Source organism: Tengunoibacter tsumagoiensis, from assembly GCF_003967535.1.
Lineage (GTDB): Bacteria > Chloroflexota > Ktedonobacteria > Ktedonobacterales > Ktedonobacteraceae > Tengunoibacter > Tengunoibacter tsumagoiensis.
In genome coordinates this window covers 933,893-954,105 of sequence record NZ_BIFR01000001.1, presented here as the reverse complement: position 1 = coordinate 954,105, position 20,213 = coordinate 933,893, and the positions used below count along the sequence as shown (strand labels likewise).

The window sequence follows — 20,213 nt, the reverse complement described above, 5'->3', positions numbered from 1 at the left end:
TTCTTTTGCGCTAGCGAGCTATTCGCTCGCGCTGGCTCCAACGACAAAACCATCTGCTTTTATAATAACAGGCTATTCGCTCGCGCTGGCTCCAACAACAAAACCATCCACCGTGGCAGCTTTACCACGCCAGTAGGGAAGCTTAACCTTATGCCCGGAGCTCATGATCGTGACGTCGCGCAGATGGATATAGCGATACATCGTTGGGAGACCTTCAGGGCCGATCTCAGGCTGATCAGGAGGGGGAATCAGGGCGCTATAATACTCCTGTAAAAAATTGGCGGTCGCTGGATCTTCTTGACGATACATCTCTTCATGGAGATCTATGTAGAACTGAGCATACGCCTGTGTGCTGACCATTATTCCAAAGACCAGCAGGCCCGAGATCTGAAGCATAACCTCGATCTCGATCCCTTGTAGCTCTACCAGGCGAATCCAGGCCTGAAGGGCGATATCCTGCTCGCTATATTCATGCAGCCAGTTTGAGCGATGCTCGCTACGGCTTAATGGGCGGAACCCTGCTGTAGCAGGGTTCGGCTCGCTCTTATCTTTATTCTGTCCTGTGCTATCTACCATTGCAAACCAGTTCCTTCCCGGTCCAGTACCGGTCTCTATCTGCTAAAGCGACGATGCGCGTGAAAGCCATTCTATGGCATGTTCGTGGTAGACGTGGCCTGATCACCTGGATTGTCTGGTGCTGTGGGCGTGGCCTGACCCTGACTGCTCGTGGATTGGCTCTGCGCATTCTGGGTACAGTTGCTACCACCATTGTTATTGTTATTATTGTTGTTGTTGTTGCTCTGACAGTTTGACGATGACGATGGCGGTGGCGGTGGCGTGTATGCGCCCTGTATCGTTGGCATTGTACCATCGATGAACCAATCAGTCACTGTTGGCTCACCTGGATGTGGTAACAGCCCTGTAAAGGCTGAGACGGTCCCCTGATGGACGTTGTCTGGCCGGACAAAATCATCTGGAGGATAGTTATAACGCTGCGAGGCATACTCCATAATATCATGCCAGATTGGTCCAGCTCCTGTGATGCCAATGACATCCCGCATGAGCTCACCGTTGCTATTCCCTGCCCATACGCCCACCGCTAGATGTGGAGTATAGCCAATTGTCCAGTTATCTTTGTAGTCCTCTGTTGTGCCAGTTTTGGCTGCCGCTGGCCGATCCAATTCGAGAGGATTTCCACGGAAAAATTCGTGATAGCGTGCCAGTTTGTCGGAGAGGATGCTACTGATGAGATAAGAGACATCTTCTCGGACGGCGCGCGTCCCTTTTATCGATCCAGCATTGTAGGTGTAGATGGTCTTATTGGTGTTGTCGGTGATAGAGAGGATCGAGGTAGTGGGCATATGCACGCCTTTATTCGCAAAGGTCCCATACGCGGCGGTCATATTCAAGAGAGAGACTGGCTTTGTGCCCAGGGCCATCGAACTGGTTACATCACCCGGTTGCAGATGAGAGAGCTCTGTGATCCCCAGGCGCGAGGCCATGTTGAGGATGTTCGGCCCCACAAAGTTTAGCGTGTCGGCGGCTGGAATATTATACGAATTGCCTACCGCCTGCCGGATCGTCATGGGGAAGCTGGTATGGAACTGCCGATCATAGTTGTTCGGCGCGTAGTAGGGCTTACCATCGGTTGGCTCGGGAAAGAAGGTCTGATGATCAGGCACAATCATAGCTGGATACCAGCCCATCTCAAACGCTGTAGCATAGACGATCGGCTTGAACGATGAACCGGTCTGGCGATCTGTTGAGGTGGCTACGTTGACCTGGCCGCTCACTTCCGGACTGGTGTTAAAGTAATCGGCGCTCCCATCCATCGCTAAAATCTCTCCTGTGGTGGGGTCCATGACGACAGCAGCGCCATTGTTCACGTTGTGGTAGATGTTCAAAGCTGGATAATAGCCGAGATAGTTATCTGCTTGAGCTTTATAGAGATGATCGTGAACCAGGCTCTCTACTTTCTGCTGTAAGTCCAGGTCAATTGAAGTGTAGACGCTATAGCCGCCATCGTAAAGATTCTGTGCACCCAGGAGATGAATAAGCTGATCGGTGACATAATCCACAAAACCAGGGGCTAATTTTTGCTGATCGCCGCTATGCGAGGTAAAGTCATAGTTTTCCATCTCTTTCTGTGCATCCAGACGCTCTTGATCGGTAATATAGCCGAGATCAACCATCCACTGGAGAACCTGACGCTGCCTTTTAAGGGCATGATCTTTATAGACCGTGGGTGTATAGCCTGTCGGGCTCTGAGGAAGTCCTGCCAGTAAGGAGGCCTGAGCCAGATCTAGCTGTGCGACCGCTGGGGTGCAATGATCTTTAGAGCACTGTGGCTTCAGGCCAAAATAATCCTGTGCCGCGGCCTCAACTCCATAGTTGCTATCGCCATAGAAGACGGTGTTGAGGTACATCTCCATGATCTTCTGCTTGCTATATTGACGAGTTAAACCGGTGGCAAGGATCGCTTCTTCACCTTTAATCTGAATAGTACGGCGCTGCCCGTCAAAAAATTGTTTCTTAATTAATTGCTGGGTAATTGTGCTTCCACCCTCAACAACCCCCTGATTCTCTACATTCGAGACGGCTGCGCGGGCAATGCCCGAATAATCGACGCCATCATTCGTCCAGAAGGTGTGATCTTCGGCTGCAATGGTGGCATTGACAAGCAAGGGTGAGATGTCTTTGTAGTCTACATAGGTGCGCCGCCCCCGATCAATGCGATTATGATCATAGAGATCATACAGGAGCTTCCCATTGCGATCATAAATATGGGTGGTCTGGAACAACGAATGCTGTGCAATGCCGTTGAGCAGAGGCATCTGGGCACGATAATAGGCGTATGCTCCTCCAATTCCGCTGGAGGCAAAGGCAATGAAGAGGATGAGTAGCACAGTGGCAAGCATAAAGAGGCGCGGTCCCACTGTGCTAACAGAGCGCTCATGCCGCCGTTTGCGCATGATGATACGGTTGATTCTCATTCTGCGTGCGGTAACTTGCTGGTGCTGGTGTGTGTAAGTTCCCATACCAGCATCCAGAGGAGTACGCGGCTCTCGCCGAAGAGGCTCAAGGCCCTGAGCGACGGCGATACTCTCTTTTCTGGCAGGGCGATGCTGATCTAGTGCTACCTGGGACTCTGCTGAACGTGCGTACTCTCCAGATGTCTTTCCTCCACCCGGCTCCTGCTTTCCTCTCGCTGTACTCCGATGCTGTTTATTCCCACTCTTCAAAGATGAAGAGGTCGCTGCTCTCTTTTTTTGCCCATCTCTGGCGTCATTACTAGAAGACATGCCACATCCTTCCTGGTGTAGAATCCACTCGCTCTACTCTTCAAACCCCTGGACATGCTTGTCAGCGAAGTATGGAGCCCTGATCCGAGGATGATGTCTCTTCATGCCATAATGCCTTCTCAACTCCACTACCTCACTTATTATAAGAATGTTCATATGAAATACGCTGTTTCAAGGATACCACATGTCCCCCAACCTCAGTATCTTATCCCCCCTAATGGTCCTTCCCCCTAGTAATAAAAGGGAAACCCTACTAAAGAGATTATTCGTGCCGATTGTTTAGATTGTGTATAGCGATTGTTTCAATAGTAAGGTGACACAGTAAGATGGTACGTTGTTCTTTATAACGTTCCATACTCTGGCTTCGTTTCGTCAACAGTACGAGCATCTATCTATCCATGCTGCGTATTTTTAGCCCCATTATCATGCCCTCGCGACAATTTTAAAGTAGCCGAAAGCTCGGCATCTAACCCTGCAACTCCTCTCCTTGCCAGTTCGTAAATTTATGTGAGGTTTGCGGTTTAGATGCAGGAGAAATCATGAGCCAGCAAGATTTTTTTTCGCCTGCCCAACGGGCAGACACCAGTTCAGCACAGGAAGGTGCCAGCGGTAAAACAACGTCCGCCAAACGGCACACACGTGCTATACCCAAAAGCGATCATCCTTCGACCTATGACGAGCAGCCTTATGAGGGCTATCGAGCGCAGGATGGTTCTTTCTTTACGCAACAGCATCATGCCGATCAACAATCGGCTGGCACGTCTGCTCATTCAACGCAGAATACGAAGCAACAAGAGCAGCAATACTTTCACTATAAAGGATGGGGCCAAGCCCGTTCACAATTTGCTGGCTGGCTCCCACAATCATTCGCTGCACGCCTGATCCTCTTTGCAGTATTGGGCGTTATACTCCTGACGATCGTAGGCGCGATTATTTACGTTGTCTTCTGGCTCACGGTCTTCTTGATTGGTGCCCTGTTCTTTGGGGCCATAGTCGTCCTCATCTTACAGCTCCTTGGAGTACCTATCATGCGCCGCACCGGTCGAGGCCGCTGATGCATGTTGAGATATGATAAGATAATGTAAACGGCCACTGGTCAAGGACCTTGCCTGGTCGGGCTCTAGCAAAGGGCGCGCAAGTTGCAGCAAATGGAAGAACCATTTGACAAGCAGCAGCCATTTTGTTACTGTTAGACCACTTACCAATCCAATACAAGCCACCCATTACCCGTTGACATCAATGGGAGAGCGCCTCTCGCAAGGGTCATTCCTCCCACGGGTATCCAGAAAGGGACGATCACGAAACGTGACAGATAGCTCAGAAGAGACAACAGTAACGCCTGCCTTTGATCTCTATGATCAGATTGATCTTACCGATCCGCGCGAACTCCGCAGCCTGCTCTATGCACATAATATGCGGCCCAATAAGGCCTTTGGGCAGAATTTTCTGATTGATCGCTCAGCTCTTACGAAGATCGTAGACGCGGCGGAGATTATTTCAACCGATGAGGTGCTGGAGGTTGGCTCCGGCACTGGTGTTTTGACGCGCGAACTGGCTGCTCAGGCGAAACGCGTGGTGGCAGTTGAATTAGAACGCGATATGTTAACGCTACTGGAGAAGACGACCCGCAAATTTCCGAATGTCGAGCTAATGGCACGCAATTTATTGTACCTGAATCCTCTGGAGGTGTTCGGGACAAGGCCCTATAAACTGGTAGCCAACCTGCCCTATTATATTACGGCTCCGACGTTTCGCCATTTTCTGGAGCACGAAAATGCACCACAGTTGCTGGTTACAATGGTTCAACTGGAGGTGGCTCAACGCATCGTTGCTGGTCCTGGTGATCTTAGTCTCCTGGGCGTCAGCATTCAGTTCTATGGACAACCACAGATCATCGCACGCGTTCCAGCACAGTCGTTTTTTCCTGCGCCCAAAGTAGATTCAGCGATTCTCCGCATCGACGTAAAGCCACAGGTTCCGCTGACGCCTGATGAGCGCACACGCTTTTTTAAGGTTGTGCAGGCTGGCTTCTCGGAACGCCGTAAGCAGCTCCATAATTCATTAACACATGGTCTGCATTATAAAAATGAAGAGGTTCGTTCATGGATGAACACGGCTGGCATTGATACCAGCCGGAGGGCTGAAACGTTAAGCATTGAAGAATGGCTTCAGCTCTGGCAGGTAGTGGATACCGCAACGAGAAAGTCACCAACAGAATAAGAATATGTTATGATAGAACGTAGATGATCATAACGGCTAAATCAGAAAATGTAGATGATCATAACAGCTAAATAATAATAGGAACATGTACGATCCATGACGATACAGGATTGTGAGAACTGCGGGGCAGCTAATCCCGTGACGGCACGCTTCTGTCAAAATTGTGCAACCCCGCTTCCCTTTAAACATTCTACAGGCACCTTGTCTGACAAGGCTCTGCTCGATGGTCGCTATCAATTAGAGATACTGATCGGGCAGGGTGGCATGGGAGCTGTCTATAAGGCGATCGATACCCGCTTTAGCAATCGCTCTGTGGCGGTGAAAGAGATGAGTCGCTCCGGTCTTACGCCAGCTCAAGTTCAAGAGGCGGAGGCTTCTTTTGAACGCGAGTCACAGATCCTTGCTGAGCTTCTCCATCCCAATCTTCCACGCATCTATGATCATTTTACTGAGGGCGAACGCTCTTACCTGGTGATGGATTTTATTGAGGGTCAGACGATTGAGGAGTATATCGAGCGACGAGGAAGTGGTATGCTCCCGCTGGAACAGGTTTTACCCTGGGCAGACCAGCTCTGTGCGGTATTGACCTACCTCCACACTCATCAGCCGCCCATTATTTTCCGCGATCTTAAGCCATCTAATGTGATGATTAGCGGAACTGGACATATCTATCTGATCGATTTCGGCATCGCTCGGGTCTTTAAACCGGGCCAGTCACATGATACGGTGGCTCTGGGCTCTCCAGGCTATGCCGCTCCCGAACAGTATGGTAAGGCTCAAAGCACTCCTCGCTCCGATGTCTATAGTCTGGGGGCTCTCCTCCACCACCTCTTAACAGGCATAGATCCGAGTGAGCAGCCTTTCTTCTTCCAGCCCGCCTCGCAGTTCAATAGCTCTGTTCCCAATGAGCTCTCTGAGCTACTCCAACGCATGCTCGATATGAATGCCGAGAAGCGCCCGGCTAATGCCCAGGAAGTGGCCAATGCTCTCCGCCTGCTTGAGCAGCAACGCATCAGTGGAACGCTGCCATCTTTTACTGGTCATAGACCTGCCGTTCAGCCGCGTTCACCCTCGCAGGCGATTTTACAGGATGCCTATCGGCTCTATACGCAGAACCGGCTTCCAGAAGCATTGAATCTCTATGATCGAGCCGTTCAGACTGATACCAATAATGCGCTGGCCTGGCAGGGGCGTGGCCTTACTCAGGCTCTCAATGCTCAGCATCCTCAGGCTCTGGCCTCCTTTGAAAAGGCTCTCCAGCTCAATCCTAATCTGGTCACTGCACTCACGGGCAAAGGAACCGCGCTCAACTTTCTCCATCGCAATCGTGAGGCACTTGAGGCTTTTGAGAAAGCTATTGAACTGGAGAAGGATAATGCGGTGGCCTGGGATGGCAAAGGGGCAGTATTGAGTGCTCTCGGACAGCCTGAGCAGGCGCTTCAGGCCTTTGACTTTGCGCTCCACTTCGATTCTCGGATGGCTCAAGCATGGGGCAATAAAGGGCTGGTCTTGCGCCAGCTACGCCGCTTTCCTGAGGCTCTACGGGCCTTTGATGAGGCATTGGCTCTGGATTCACGTTCCACTCTCTATTGGAATGGCAAAGGGATGGTTCTAAGCGAGATGCGCAATCCATCTGAGGCGCTCAAGGCCTACAATGAAGCACTGCGCATCAACAGCCGCTATGCTCCAGCCTGGTGTGGGATCGGCGAAATTCGCTATAACCAGAATAATTTGAAAGAGGCTCTGGAGGCCTATGAACGCGCCACTACCAGCGATCCTCTGTTCGTCAAAGCCTGGGAGCGTCGAGCCATTGTGTTGACCGATATGAATCGTTATAGTAAGGCGCTTGACTCATACAATCGAGCCTTGCAGATCGATCCCAACTATACACCCGCCCTGAACGGTAAGGCGAATGTGCTCTATCTGCTCGATCGCTTTCAAGAGGCGCTTACTACGTATGATCGTGCCATCAGCCTGAACAAGAATATTGCTCAGGTCTGGAATGGGAAAGGGAATGTTCTTTATCATCTGGGCGATTATGGGCAGGCGCTGTATGCTTATGAACGCGCATTGCTGCTGAATCCGCGCATGGTCTCGGCTCTGCACAACAAAGCCCTGGTGCTGAAGCAGCTCGAGCGCTATGAGGAATCACTGGCAGCAGCCGAGGAGGCGGTGCGGTTGGCTCCCAATGATGCCGACAACTGGCAACGTAAGGCTGAGGCGTTGAAGAAGTTACGCAGGAAGCGCGAGCTACGCGATGCAGAAGCTCAAGTAGCCCGCCTCAGAGGAGAGGCATAGGGCAGGGCTCAACTCCTGGTAGCTTTGTAAACCCGAAGTTGCTTGCCCTGAAGCCCTGACGTTTAAAGCTTTTTAGCGATAAAATCGTCTACCGTTACCACATTATCGTCGTAACTGGCGATACCATCGCTGGTGAAAACTTTTGTATGTTCCGATTTACCCTGAGTAACCTCGAGAGCCGAAACACGCAGTGCCAATGGCGGGTTGACTGTTAAGACCACGTCTTTGACCGTACCCAGTTCTTGCTCTTTGAGGCTGACAATCTTCCGCCCGAGCAGGGTTTTACCATGCAGATAAGGGGGGACAGCCGTGAGCAGCACCTGCGCATTGGGAACTGTGATGCGGTCGGCCTCCACTGCTGTGATCCCGGTGACTGGCAATGTGAGATCACCATGTAAACGCGTCCGTACGCTAAGAGCATAGAGAGCGCTTGAACCTGTGCGCACAAAAAAATCTTCGACTTTTCCCAGTGATCTCCCCTCACGCGTGAGATAGACATCCAGATGATAGAGCTCGGACCATTTGCGGGTGTCCTTCGGATTGGCCATTACGTTTCAACTCCTTGTAGAAAATATATAATGCAGAGATATTCTCTTCGACATATTATACGCCAGCCTGCCAGACCCCCGCTCTGAGGTCATGCTCCAACAAAAGCCCTGATCACGACGATTATGAGACCAGTTTCATCGTTGGACGAGCAGCATTTCGTGCACGCAGACGTAAGTACTCCTCCAGGATACCAATTGAATGTCGGTCCATAGACCGGCGAAGCTGGTCCTCGGTCATCCAGCCAGGCTGGCCCTCTGCATTACTCTTCAGCTCTCCACCAATGACACTTCCCTCGAAGACAAAGCTCAACGTGCTCATATTGGAAAAGCTGGAGCTTGCCAGGCTATAATAGTTAATCAATTCGCCCGCACGAATGTGCAGACCCGTCTCTTCAAAACCTTCTCTCTCAGCTCCCTGCCGTGGATCTTCGTTCCAATTCATAAATCCGCCGGGAAACACGACGCGCTCACCAGGCAATTTCACGATCAGGTAGAGATCTTGCTCTTCTACAACAATGGCTGCGCTCCCAAACGGTGGGAGCTTCCCACCCAGGATTCTATTCAAAAGATTAAAAAACAGGCTCACACATTTTTTTAACAGATCATACAGCATAATTTTTATCCTCTTCTGCTCAATGACGACATAGTAGCAATGAAGTTCATGGCTTTTTTTGTTCTCGTTCAATGTCTTGATCTGCTCTAAGCATATCTTGAGAGCCTTTGTTTGTGATGCGTCTAAAGTCCTGTTCATAACCACGTCTCTAGATGGATGTTTTGCCATCCTTGAGAGGGACTCTAGCATTACACCATCGCCCATTGAGGAAAAAAATCAATGTTCAGCAGAGGAATCTTTGTGCAAAAAGCTTATTTTTTGAGGCTTACGGCGGCTCTTCTGACGGCGCTGCTCAAGCGACGTTTCAACTTTACGCCGACTGGCACGCTTCCATCTGAGCTGCTGCCATTCCTGGTGACGCTGAAGTGAGCCTTCAACCTTGCTCTTCACCGAGCGCATTTGCCCGGTTGTAATCAGATCAACCGGAGCCGGTGCCTGCCAGTCATAACGTACGCTTAAGACGCGTAAGAGGAAAATGAGAAAGACCGCCAGGGAGCAGATAATGTATTTATTCACCTCGACCAACTCGATCAAAGCGACGTAAAAAGCACAGCCGATGATTACAGCAGCGCTATTTAACGCTCCCGGTCGCGCCACATCTGGCGTCTCTCCGCCCAGAATATCACGCAGTATCCCCCCACCTACAGCATTCAGTGTTCCAATCATCAATGCAGCCGTCCAATTAAGATGAAAGGCCAGCGCCTTCTGAGCTCCCACGCAGGCGAACAGTCCCAGACTCAACGCATCTACAAGAAAGAGCAATCGTTCAAGACGCTTGATAACACTCTCGAGAAAAAAGACCAGCAACGCTGGCAGAATAGCAGCAGGAAGATAGAAGCCTGCCTGAGTAAGCGCGACTGGCGGGAGCTGACCCAGAAGGATATCACGCAAGATACCTCCGCCCAGGCTAGCAGGGATCGCTATCAGCAACACACCAGTAATGACAAATTTTTTACGTACAGCATACAATGCCCCACCAATCGAACCAGCTACGGCAGCAGCCAGATCAATTGCGGGCATCAATTGTAGGGTTTCAGTATCGGGCGGAAAGAACATTCACGGGCCTCACCAGTAGAGCACAGTCACAGAATATTTTTTTATCAAGCAGACTATACTACGGTTTGCCGTTCAACACAATCCTAGCGGACACTTTCTTTTACGAGTCTGGGATCAGGCTTCACAAAAGGTCCAACTTCGTAGAGCTCGTCTTTATTCCATAACATCTGGGCCGTAGCAGCAGTTGTAGCCACAATAAGCCAGATAAAGAGAGTCGCCAGGGACAGGGCCACTCTGGTATCCTTCAAACGGAAGATGGCGACGAAGCCACTTGCCAGCGTCAGCAGGAAGAAGAGGACGGTCAGCACAAAGGCATTAATGGGTGAGCGAAGGCTAAAGTAGGCTGCATTAAACGCAATAAAATCTAACCACGTGGCGGCCTGAAGAGCCAGATAGGCATTGCGTCCACGCGTCTCCCTGGGCAGATTCAAGACATGTAAGGTGCCTGCTATGACAGACAGATTATTAATTGTCCAGGCAGGGGCAAAGAACCACGAAGGGGGTGCAATCTTCGCCTGCTTGAGATGTCTAAAGTATGAGGTATCCCCAAACACGGTCTCGCGCAGATTCTTCCCTTTATTTCCGACAGCAACACTCACCAGAGCCGAGGTACTAAAGGTCAAGACCTGAACAATGGCATAGAAGGCCAGGCCATGATACCAGCGCCATTGGGGCTGTCTGAGCGAGGCCAGACGTTCTTCTACCTCTTTAATGGGTCGAATTTTAATTGACATTGTATTGCTCCTCCTTGCATAGCGTTATCTATTGCAATCAATCGATGCTACTACCTACACGTTTACCTGCATGTTTTAGATCGTTTAACTATATGCAAAGTTGACGCCATTGCTTCAATGGACGGGTATCATGAACTCTATCGTTGTTTCGGGGAACCTTCCTGTCGTAACGCGCAGGCTGGTGGAGAGGGACAGAACACGTATGCATTTACCTTGCAAAGAAGCGATCACTAATGTAAAATATATGGGTATGCAATAATGCTTCTTTTTCAATCTATCATCAAAAGACGCTGCTATGATTATCCTTCTCTCCCGGGAGCGATATGAAAGAAAACGATCCATTTCTTGGAACACAGATTGGAAATTATTATATTGATGAAGCTATTACGGCTGGCTCCTTTGGGCAGGTGTATAAAGCTCATCATATATTTCTCCAGGAACGGATCGCAGCCATCAAAGTTCTCCACCTTCATCTGAGCTCTGCCGATGAGCGAGACCAGTTTCTGCGTGAGGGGCAGATCCTGGAGAAGCTCGAACATCCTTATATTCTTCGCCTGCTCGATATCGGCTTCTTTCATCAGGCCCCCTATCTCATTACGGCTTATGCCTCAGGTGGATCTTTACGTCAGAAGATTGTGCAAAGCAAGCGAATAATTCCCTGGCCCACCTCGCTAGGCTGGCTTCTTCAAGTGGGCGAAGCTCTGGCATATGCCCACCAGCAGCAGATTATCCACCGGGACCTGAAACCCGACAATATCTTGCTTTCAAATAAACACGATGCCCTTCTGGCCGATTTTGGCATTGCTTCATTACTATCTACAGGAAGCATGCGCCATACAACCACTACAGGTACTCCATCATATATGGCCCCGGAACAGTTTCGCGGCTTTATCAGTCCTCAGAGCGATCAGTATGCTCTGGGCTGTATCGCCTATGAGTTAGCAACCGGTCGACGGCCCTTTGAGGCTGCCGATTTCATTGCAATGGGCTTCAAACATGCTACAGAAGCACCTATTCCTCCACGCAAGCTCAATCCTGCCCTCTCAAGCCATGTTGAAAAAGCCATCTTGCAAGCAATGGCAAAAGAGCGTGCCCAACGCTTTCCCGATATCCCTGCGTTTCTGAAAGCGTTGCAAACGACGAACACGTCTCAGCAGGTACGCCATCACACCCCGCGCTCTCTCCCCCCTGTGCCAGAGACCAGATCTGCAACAGAGCGCGAGCCGAAACAACGAACCGACAGGCAGTGGATCGATGAAGGGAATCAACTCTATGAAAAAGGCATTCCACGTCAGGCGCTTGAGGCCTATGAGCAGGCGCTGAAGCTCAATCCTGCCATGCCTCAGCTCTGGCATAATAAGGGCGTTATGCTCAGTGAGCTTCAATATTATGCGGATGCCTTACAGGCCTTTGAACGAGCGCTCCAACTTAAAAATGATTTTGCACTGATCTGGCATAATAAAGGCAATACACTTAGCCACCTTGAACACTATGCAGAGGCGCTACAGGCCTATGAGCAGGCCTTACAGGTGGACCCAACCTTTATCCTTGCACTACATGGTAAGGGCTCTATGCTCTTAAAATTGCATCATTATGCCGAGGCCCTTGCGGTTTATGAAGAGATCATCCTGCGCGATCCTGGATCGGCAATCGCCTGGAATTGCAAAGGCGATGCCCTTAAACAGCTGCAACGTTATTCCGAGACTATGCAGGCCTATGAGCAGGCGCTCAAACTAGATCCTGAGTCCCTCTTCGTTCAGCATGGGAAAGAGGATATTTTTAGACAGATGCAGAATTACCCCGAAGCAGTCCAGGCCTATGAGCAGATAATTGAGCTTGATCCCACCTTTATCCTGGCACAGACTGGGAAAGAGAAGCTTGTACAGCGGCTACAAGATAAAAATAAAGCAGATCTGTAAATGACGTAACCTTCACGCCCATTAATAAAGAGGGCTCAGCCACGATTGTGGCTGAGGTTGACACTAACGTGGCTCAATGTACACCTGTATCCCATATTTGGGGCGCAGGGTCATCAGAGGCTGTGGCTCAATCTTCTGATCGGGCACAAGCTTGAGCCTGTAACGCTGAGCCACCATGGCAAGGATAAGCTGCGATTCGACCATCGCAAAGTTATTACCAATACAGATGCGTGGCCCATGGCTAAATGGAATATAGGCATGGCGAGGCCGCTTAGCTACCTGCTCTGGCAGAAAATGCTCTGGATAGAACTGTTCTGGCCGCTCCCAGAACTCCGGGTGACGATGCATGGCATAGGTGCTCCAGAGCACATAGGTCTGTTTGGGAATCTTATGCTCGCCCAGTTCATCTTCATCGAGGGCTTTCCGCATAATGATCCAGACAGGCGGATAGAGGCGCATAGTCTCTTCAAAAACCATCCGGGTATAGGGTAGATTGGGCAGATCTTCAATGGTGGGAATCCGGCCAGCCAGGACGCGATCAAGCTCCTCATGCAGCTTCTGTTCCACCTCTGGATGTTCCGCCAGCAGATACCAGCTCCAGGCCAGCCCATTGGCAGCCGTCTCGTGTCCTGCCACCAGCAACGTCATGACCTCGTCACGCAATTGCTGATTGCTCATGCCCTCGCCAGTCTCTTCATCGCGTGCCTCTATCAGCATTGACAGCAGATCCTGATGGCGCTCGGGAGCCTGCTGATGTTGTTTCATGATATCGTAAACGACAGTATTTAATGTCTTTAATGCGCGATGAAAACGCCGGTTACGTGGCGTCGGAAAGTTCAATGGCGGGAAAGGTCGGTTAAAATACTCCAGCAAAAAGGCGTTAATCTCTAAAAATGCCTCACCAAAGAGATTAGCACGTTCATGAATATCGATGGAGAAGAGGGCCTGACTGACGATATTGAGAGTGAGATGCATCATCTCTTCCGCGACATCCAATGGCTCGTGCTTCAGGGCGTAACGCTCCCAATGCTGAAACATTGTCTCAATCGAGCTGGTCGTCTGGTGGCCTAGATCGGAGAGGCGCTGACGATGAAAGGCAGGTTGCATCAGGCGGCGCTGCTGAAGCCAGCTCTCTCCGCCATAGGTGGTTACTAAACCATTACCCAGTAGAGGCTTGAACAGATTGAAGATGGGAACATCTTTATTATAGTTGCGGTAATTTCCTTGTAGAACCTGCTTAATATAGTCAGGATGATTAATAATGATAACAGGCCAGAAGAAGATCCGAATCTGCACAATATCACCATAACGCTGTGTAAGATTCGAGAAAAAGAGCAGAGGGCTCTTCTGTAGATCGCGTAAACTATCCAATGACTTTAGAGTCGTCATCTTTTCTTGCGCTACAGGTACATCTACTATATTTGCCAATGAAGCAGACTCCTTTGCCATAACACAGCGAGCTTCTGCCTCTGATCAAAAGAAGATCCAATCTTTACTTCTGATACTCCCTGTGCTACAAATATAAAACCGTTGCAATTAAGGCAGGCTAAGACACGCCTTGAAGCTTCATAAGCTTCACCGGTCCTTCAAAAAAGGGAGATGGCGCACAAAAACATTGTCTGGTGACCATCATTTTATACGTTTACAGTGTACAACATGCGTGTCAGGGCACGCATGTGTACACCAATGACGTTAGAGAACAACCTCCTGGGTAGAACTTCTCTTACAAGCGTTTACAGTCGTTCAAACTTTTTCCTCTCGCTGGCAATGAAGCCAATCTGGCCCATGGTCGGCGTGGCCGTCGGGGAGCTTGAGACAAAGACTGTGTTGGTTGATACGTTGTTTCCCAGATTGGTATCGCGAGGTACCATCAGAATAGCCGTATCGGTAAACGTACTCCCAGAGCTACCGTTCAGTGTACCAGAGATCTGAATGGTCGGTAATACTGTGCCAGCACTGACAGGGTAATTACCCACATACGTCGCCTGCACTAATGTGGGGCTGATGGTGCTACTCACACTTATGCTCCAACCACTCCCTGCACTGGCCTGGATATTGCTAAGGCCAACGGGAAGAATATCGGAGGCTACCAGCGATCTTCCAACGGAACCCAAGAGTACATTGACCGTTAAGGTATAGGTAATGTTCTGACCTGTGGCAAATGTTCTCCCACCTGCATTGATCTTGGTGATTGAGACGTCTGGAACAGTTGTTGGGGGGGCTGCCGTCGGGCTCGGGGTCGCCGTTGGACTTGGTGTAACCGTTGGCGTTGGTGTGGGAATAGTTGAGACGAAGATGGTATTTGTCGACACATTATTCCCTAACATGTGATCATTAGGAGCCATGACGATGGACGTATCTGTGAAGGAGGGGATCGCATCATTCGTCAAAACGCCTGAGATCTGAATAGGAGGCAGAACATCGCCAGCACTCAGCGGATAGCTTCCAACATAGGTTGCTCGCACTAAGGTTGGGCTCGTCAGGGAGCTAACGGTGACATTCCAGCTACTTCCAGCCTGCACCTGAATATTGGTCAGACCTACTGGTAGTATATCAGAAGCTACCAGTGAACGAGACACTGTGCCAGAGAGAACCTGTACCAACAACGTATAAGAAGCACTCTGACCAACGATAAAGCTTCGACCTCCGCTGTTACTCTTTGTAATTGAGACATCTGCAACTGGCGTGGCCGTCGGGCTCGGCGTGGCCGTTGGGCTCGGTGTTGGTGTTGGTATAGCAGACACAAAGATGCTATCAGTTGAGCTATTGTTACTCGGATTTTGGTCTTGTGGGCTTGCTACTGTTGCGGTATTTGAAAACACCGGAACAGCATCACTGGTGAGTGTTCCAGTAATCGTAATGTTTCCACTAGCTCCAGGAGGCAGCCCTTGATAGGTGGCGATAATCATTGCCGGGCTGGTGGTATCCGTTAAGACGATCGACCATGCTGGCGCATCAACAACCAGACTGGTCAGTCCGGCGGGCACAGTATCATTGACGATAATCCGATTGTCTGGCGAAGCGCTGCCTGGCAAGCCTGTTACACTCAAAGTATACGTGATGCTTTGCCCAACGGTAAAGTTTAACCCTCCTGCATGAGATTTGATCATCCCCAGATCAATAGATGGGATTGGGCTGGGCGTGGCCGTTGGAGTCGGGGTAGCGGTTGGCGTTGGTGTCGGGGTATCAGTCGCTGTTGCTGTTACCGTTGGTGTGATAGCACCAGAGCTCACATTAATGGGATCGCGAGCGATATTATTATCTGGATCGGTATCTGGCACCACATTGAGTCCAACGTTATTCGCAAAAATTGGGACGGCAGCATCTGTAAATGTGCCTGAAAGGATAATGGGTGGCAATGTTACGCCTGCTCCAACCGGAAAATCGCCCACATAGCTGGCTTCAAATTCGGTAGGGCTACTGGTTTGATTGCCTAGAATACTCCAACCGCTGCCACTGGTCTTGATGTTTGTCAGGCCCGCAGGAATGTTATCAAAGAGCTGCACAGCATAGGCAGGGATATTGCCTGAGACGCCGCTAACAGTAATGGTATAGGTGATATTCTGGCCCACTTGAAAATTACTTCCACCTGCATTGGTCTCGGTAATTGTAAGATCACCAGTTGGCTCTGGAGTTGGGGTTGGGGTTGTATTGGATAGATTGGGAATAACTTGAACACTATCGGTCGCTGTCTCCTCTGGCTGGCCTGTATCGTTTAAAGTGCTCACAGTAGCGGTATTAGTCACAACTGGATTATCGGCACTCACAACCTGAGCAGCGACGACAACGGCGGGCAGGAGCTCTCCTGGCTGAATGGGGCCTGGATAGTACAGGTTCAGCGTCTGCCCTCCATCAGCCAGGCCGTTGTATACCCAGTTATAACCTGATATAAACTGGATATGCGCCAGACCAGCAGATAAGGTATCGGTGAGGTCCACTCTGTTCGGAAAGTCTATTGAGGCTGCGGTAGAAGCGTTGCTCACGCTGAGGAGAAAGTTGACTGTCTCTCCAACTTGAAAGGGTCCTCCACGATGTGATTTGGTAATGGAGATCTGTGGCGCTGGTGGGGCAAAACCAATATCCAATGTTTCGTCGTTCTGACCTGGTTCATGCACACCAACACTGATCTGCGGATATGCGACTATCTTCTGCTGCCTTTTCTTGCTCAGAGGTGGGGTTGCAATGATGATCGCTTTGGAGTCAATCTGGTGGTCGGGGTCCTGATTAAAACGCGTCAGATGCAAGCCTGCCAGAGGACCTCCTGTATCATAGTCGGCTGCTTTATCTAATTTAATCACATAGCTGGTATAGGGAGAGAGTCCTCCTCCACTGACATTACTGGCATTAAAGTAGTACTGTCCATTGCTATCTGTGATGGTGGTCCCCAATAACGTACTTCCATCGCTGGCATAGAGATCTACGGTAACACCAGCAATTCCGGGCTCGTTGGCATCTTGCAATCCATTGGCATTCTGATCAGACCAGACACGATTACCAAATTCTAATGGCGCATTCTGGCAGAAAGCAACCAGCGAACCAATACCATTGGTGACGCCGAAACGGCCAAACTGGCCTGGGGGCAGAGACCCGCCACGCCGATTATAGATTTCATATCCATTAGTGTCCTGGCCGCTTGCATGATCAAGTCTCTCTACGCCTTCAGCTGCATAATCGCCAGAATCATTGATGAGCGGGTTGAAGCGTGTGCTCTCAACGCTGCCCACGCCAGGAATCTGTAACAGGGCCCCCTCATTGGCATAATCAAGGTTGGTAAAGCCGCTCTGGTAATAATATTGTCCACCGCCTGGTCCTTTGCCATTATTGGCACCAGCGGTTGGAGAACCTGATGGGCAGGCTCCATTGTTCTCCAATGTCCAGCCCAGACCAGGGCCATTAGCACATGCACGTAGCACCTCTCCGGCTGGCACGCCTGCTACACGCGTTGGATTGCCATCAGGCGGAACATTAAAGAAGCCAACCTGATCCACAAATCGATCGCGGAAACCCAGAATCATACTCTCAGTATTGTCAAAGACTACGCTGGTCAACAAAGGCTCAGGATAGATAGCATCCTGGTACGAGTTGACCGTAGAATCAAGGTGCGGCGCATAGCTGGCAGTCCAGGGGTTCCATGTGGCTGGTACCTGAGTAATACAGTTGGGATCTCCATTAAACTCAACGCATCGTCTTGGATAGGTCAGCGCAAAATCAAAGATAGGGCTGGTAGCAAAGGTTCCACCAGTACTCGCAGGAGTAAAGCGAAGCACATAAGCGTGAAGCCCATCAGGACTGCTCCCCGATTCATTCGAGCAGACGGCTCCAATATAGAGCTGTCCCTCATGCATAGTAAGAGAGAAAGGCCTGAAATCATTGGCAGCGCAGCCAGCCGGGGCGGGAATAGAGAGTGTCTGGATGGCTCCTGCTACTGGCACTGCTGGCGGAGCTCCCAATCCAATGAGATTAAGCGTCCGATCATAGAGGTTGACCACATAGAGCGTCTGCTCATCTTCAGAGAGCGCGATACCACCCAGCGAGAGCTTACCGACCGCATCGAACGTTTGAGGACTTTCCTGATCATAATCTGTACCATGCGGATCAGTTCCCGCATTTAAGGTAGCAAAGACCGTCGGAGCTGAGGGCGTACCATGGTTGGCATTAGCAATTGTATAGATCGCACCTGGACCACCACTGCCAAATCCGGCATGCGTCTTCATATACGCAGCCGCAAAGAGCGTGTCGCTTGCACGACGATAGGCCAGTCCATAGGTAGTTCCAACCTGGCTGGTTGCCGCCAATGCAGTGGGGGCGGGCGTCGTACCGCTGCCCGTATAAGGATAGCTATAGATAGCTGGCAGGCTCGCTGCACTGGCACTCCCCTGCTCATAGCAGTTCACGCCAAGATTGAGATTGGCAGTGCTCTGGCAGTATTCACTGGGGCGAGCCAGACCAAGATTCACTGTATTAATGGCATTATTTCCACTAACAAAGGCCACAGCCGTTCCTGATGTCGGGGTATCCGTACCAGGAGTATGGATGGAAGGCTGGAGGTCGGCTAACTCAGGCGTACTGGCACCGGTACCAAATCCACTAAACTGCACTCTCACAGGACCAGTGCTATCAGGGATAGAAAGGGTATAGCTACCCGCAGAGGTACCACTACCAGCGGTCTGGGTCGTGGTGACTACGACATTGCTGGCGTTATAAGCCCGCACAGTGATACCATTAATACCAGGCTTTCCAGTTGGATCGCCACTCTGAGCACTATCGTTGAAAACGACTCCACTTATGCTGTAAGCTATCTGTGTTGCCGCATGGGCTGTATGAAACTGCTGCTCAGGGGACACAAAAAATAAGTAGCTCCCCAGGCTGCTACAGATGATCATACTCAGCACACAGATATGTTGAAGCAGCACTATTCGCACTCTATCAGGCTTCGTTACCCTTTTTAAAGACTGTTGCATAGCCTTAACCTTCACTCTCGTTTCAAAATAGATAGGATCGCCTTATCCATTTTGAGTATAAGTAAAGGTAGAATTAATCAGGGTTTATCCTCTTTTCAATAGAGAAGCCACCCCTCAATTCGATGATCATCAAATTGAGGGGTGGCTTCTCTGTTCTGATAGGGCTTTATTTATAGCTACTAATAAAGTTCAGAATGCGTTCCCAGGCATTGGTGGAGGCTTCAGCAAAATCGACGGCCTTGCGATCAAAGAAGCTGTGAGGGGCTCCCTCATAGATAACAACCTCATGTTCAACGCCGGCTGTATCTAGATTCTGATCCAGGGTATGGACCTGTTCGACAGGAATGCCCTGATCAGCTCCTCCAAAGAGGCCCAGAACTGGATGCTTCTCATTCGTGGAGAGCTCCAGAACCGTTTTATCGCTTCCTGCCATCTGACGACTCAGACCAGCGTAAAAAGCAATTGTTCCTCTCTGCCCAAACTCCTGTGTCCCCGTTAAGAGCGAGAGGCTTCCACCCAGACAGAAACCAACAGTGAAGATGGACTGGCTCTCTGGTGCAGAGCTATGCAGATGTGCAATAGCAGCCTGAACATCCTGGAACACAGTGGGCACCGTCAGTTTTTGCACATGGGGCATAAACTCAAAGGAATCATCACGGGCCGTCAGGCCTGCGGTGCGGCCAAAATAATCCAGCGCAATAGCCTCAACGCCAGCTTCCGCAAAACGGAGCGCCAGCGCTTTATAAAAACCATGCAGGCCGCGCACATCGGGTAAGATAACAATCTGAGCACCACCTGGTTGCTCAGGACGGGCAGTATAAGCGGCGAACTGTGTACCATCAGCCGAAGTCAGAACAAGATCCTGGCCATGAGCGGCCCCACCAGCAGCTGGTAGATCGGGTGGACGTGCATCATTATCGTAACACATGCCAAAAGACTCCTTCTACAGAGAGAAATAAACTCCGATAGATAGAGATAGCCTCCGAAGAGAAACTCTACAGAGAGCTTCAATCACTGTTAGTATAGCCCGTTGATCCCCTCGAACGCCAACTCAACTATTTA

General features: G+C 50.3%; 13 protein-coding genes. 4 read left to right on the top strand and 9 right to left on the bottom strand.

From position 1 onward, the window contains the following. Nucleotides 1–72: 72 nt before the first annotated feature. Nucleotides 73–576: a GvpU-like protein gene (locus EL628_RS03680; protein WP_126578441.1), complete on the bottom strand. Its 504-nt coding sequence runs from the start codon at nt 574–576 to the stop codon at nt 73–75. 71 nt (nt 577–647) lie between these two features. Next, a complete protein-coding gene (locus EL628_RS03675) occupies nt 648–3,302 on the bottom strand; it encodes a transglycosylase domain-containing protein (protein WP_126578440.1) in 2,655 nt (884 codons plus the stop codon). A gap of 539 nt (nt 3,303–3,841) precedes the next feature. On the opposite strand from EL628_RS03675, the gene EL628_RS03670 reads away from it, so the two are divergent. From EL628_RS03670 to EL628_RS03660, 3 genes are all read left to right on the top strand, one after another. Next, complete coding sequence (locus EL628_RS03670; RefSeq protein ID WP_126578439.1) at nt 3,842–4,357, top strand: hypothetical protein; 516 nt, start codon at nt 3,842–3,844, stop codon at nt 4,355–4,357. Nucleotides 4,358–4,607: 250 nt separating this feature from the next. Beyond that, nucleotides 4,608–5,522, top strand: a complete 915-nt coding sequence (gene rsmA, locus EL628_RS03665) for a 16S rRNA (adenine(1518)-N(6)/adenine(1519)-N(6))-dimethyltransferase RsmA (protein ID WP_161975256.1) — start codon at nt 4,608–4,610, stop codon at nt 5,520–5,522. 96 nt (nt 5,523–5,618) lie between these two features. Next, a complete protein-coding gene (locus tag EL628_RS03660; RefSeq protein WP_126578437.1) occupies nt 5,619–7,820 on the top strand; it encodes a serine/threonine-protein kinase in 2,202 nt (733 codons plus the stop codon). A 62-nt stretch (nt 7,821–7,882) separates the two neighbouring features. Here EL628_RS03660 and EL628_RS03655 read toward each other — a convergent pair whose 3' ends face one another. From EL628_RS03655 to EL628_RS03640, 4 genes are all read right to left on the bottom strand, one after another. Next, nucleotides 7,883–8,368 (bottom strand): PRC-barrel domain-containing protein, encoded by a 486-nt coding sequence (locus EL628_RS03655; RefSeq protein WP_126578436.1) that lies wholly within the window; start codon nt 8,366–8,368, stop codon nt 7,883–7,885. 121 nt (nt 8,369–8,489) lie between these two features. Further along, nucleotides 8,490–8,981 carry an NUDIX hydrolase gene (locus EL628_RS03650; protein ID WP_161975255.1) on the bottom strand — a complete coding sequence of 164 codons (492 nt, stop codon included), beginning with the start codon at nt 8,979–8,981 and terminating at the stop codon, nt 8,490–8,492. A gap of 216 nt (nt 8,982–9,197) precedes the next feature. Next, entirely contained in the window at nt 9,198–10,037 is an 840-nt protein-coding gene (locus EL628_RS03645; RefSeq protein ID WP_126578434.1) for a trimeric intracellular cation channel family protein, read from the bottom strand. 83 nt (nt 10,038–10,120) lie between these two features. Then, nucleotides 10,121–10,771 (bottom strand): tryptophan-rich sensory protein, encoded by a 651-nt coding sequence (locus tag EL628_RS03640; RefSeq protein ID WP_126578433.1) that lies wholly within the window; start codon nt 10,769–10,771, stop codon nt 10,121–10,123. 323 nt (nt 10,772–11,094) lie between these two features. On the opposite strand from EL628_RS03640, the gene EL628_RS03635 reads away from it, so the two are divergent. Next, nucleotides 11,095–12,690: a serine/threonine-protein kinase gene (locus EL628_RS03635; RefSeq protein ID WP_126578432.1), complete on the top strand. Its 1,596-nt coding sequence runs from the start codon at nt 11,095–11,097 to the stop codon at nt 12,688–12,690. 63 nt (nt 12,691–12,753) lie between these two features. Here the strand turns inward: EL628_RS03635 and EL628_RS03630 are convergent, their stop codons facing one another. From EL628_RS03630 to EL628_RS03620, 3 genes are all read right to left on the bottom strand, one after another. Beyond that, entirely contained in the window at nt 12,754–14,118 is a 1,365-nt protein-coding gene (locus EL628_RS03630) for a cytochrome P450 (protein ID WP_161975254.1), read from the bottom strand. A gap of 305 nt (nt 14,119–14,423) precedes the next feature. Then, nucleotides 14,424–19,151 carry an SdrD B-like domain-containing protein gene (locus EL628_RS03625; RefSeq protein ID WP_126578430.1) on the bottom strand — a complete coding sequence of 1,576 codons (4,728 nt, stop codon included), beginning with the start codon at nt 19,149–19,151 and terminating at the stop codon, nt 14,424–14,426. Between the two features lie 166 nt (nt 19,152–19,317). Further along, on the bottom strand, nt 19,318–20,079 hold the full coding sequence (locus EL628_RS03620) for a dienelactone hydrolase family protein (protein WP_126578429.1): 762 nt from the start codon (nt 20,077–20,079) through the stop codon (nt 19,318–19,320). Between the last annotated feature and the right edge of the window lie 134 nt (nt 20,080–20,213).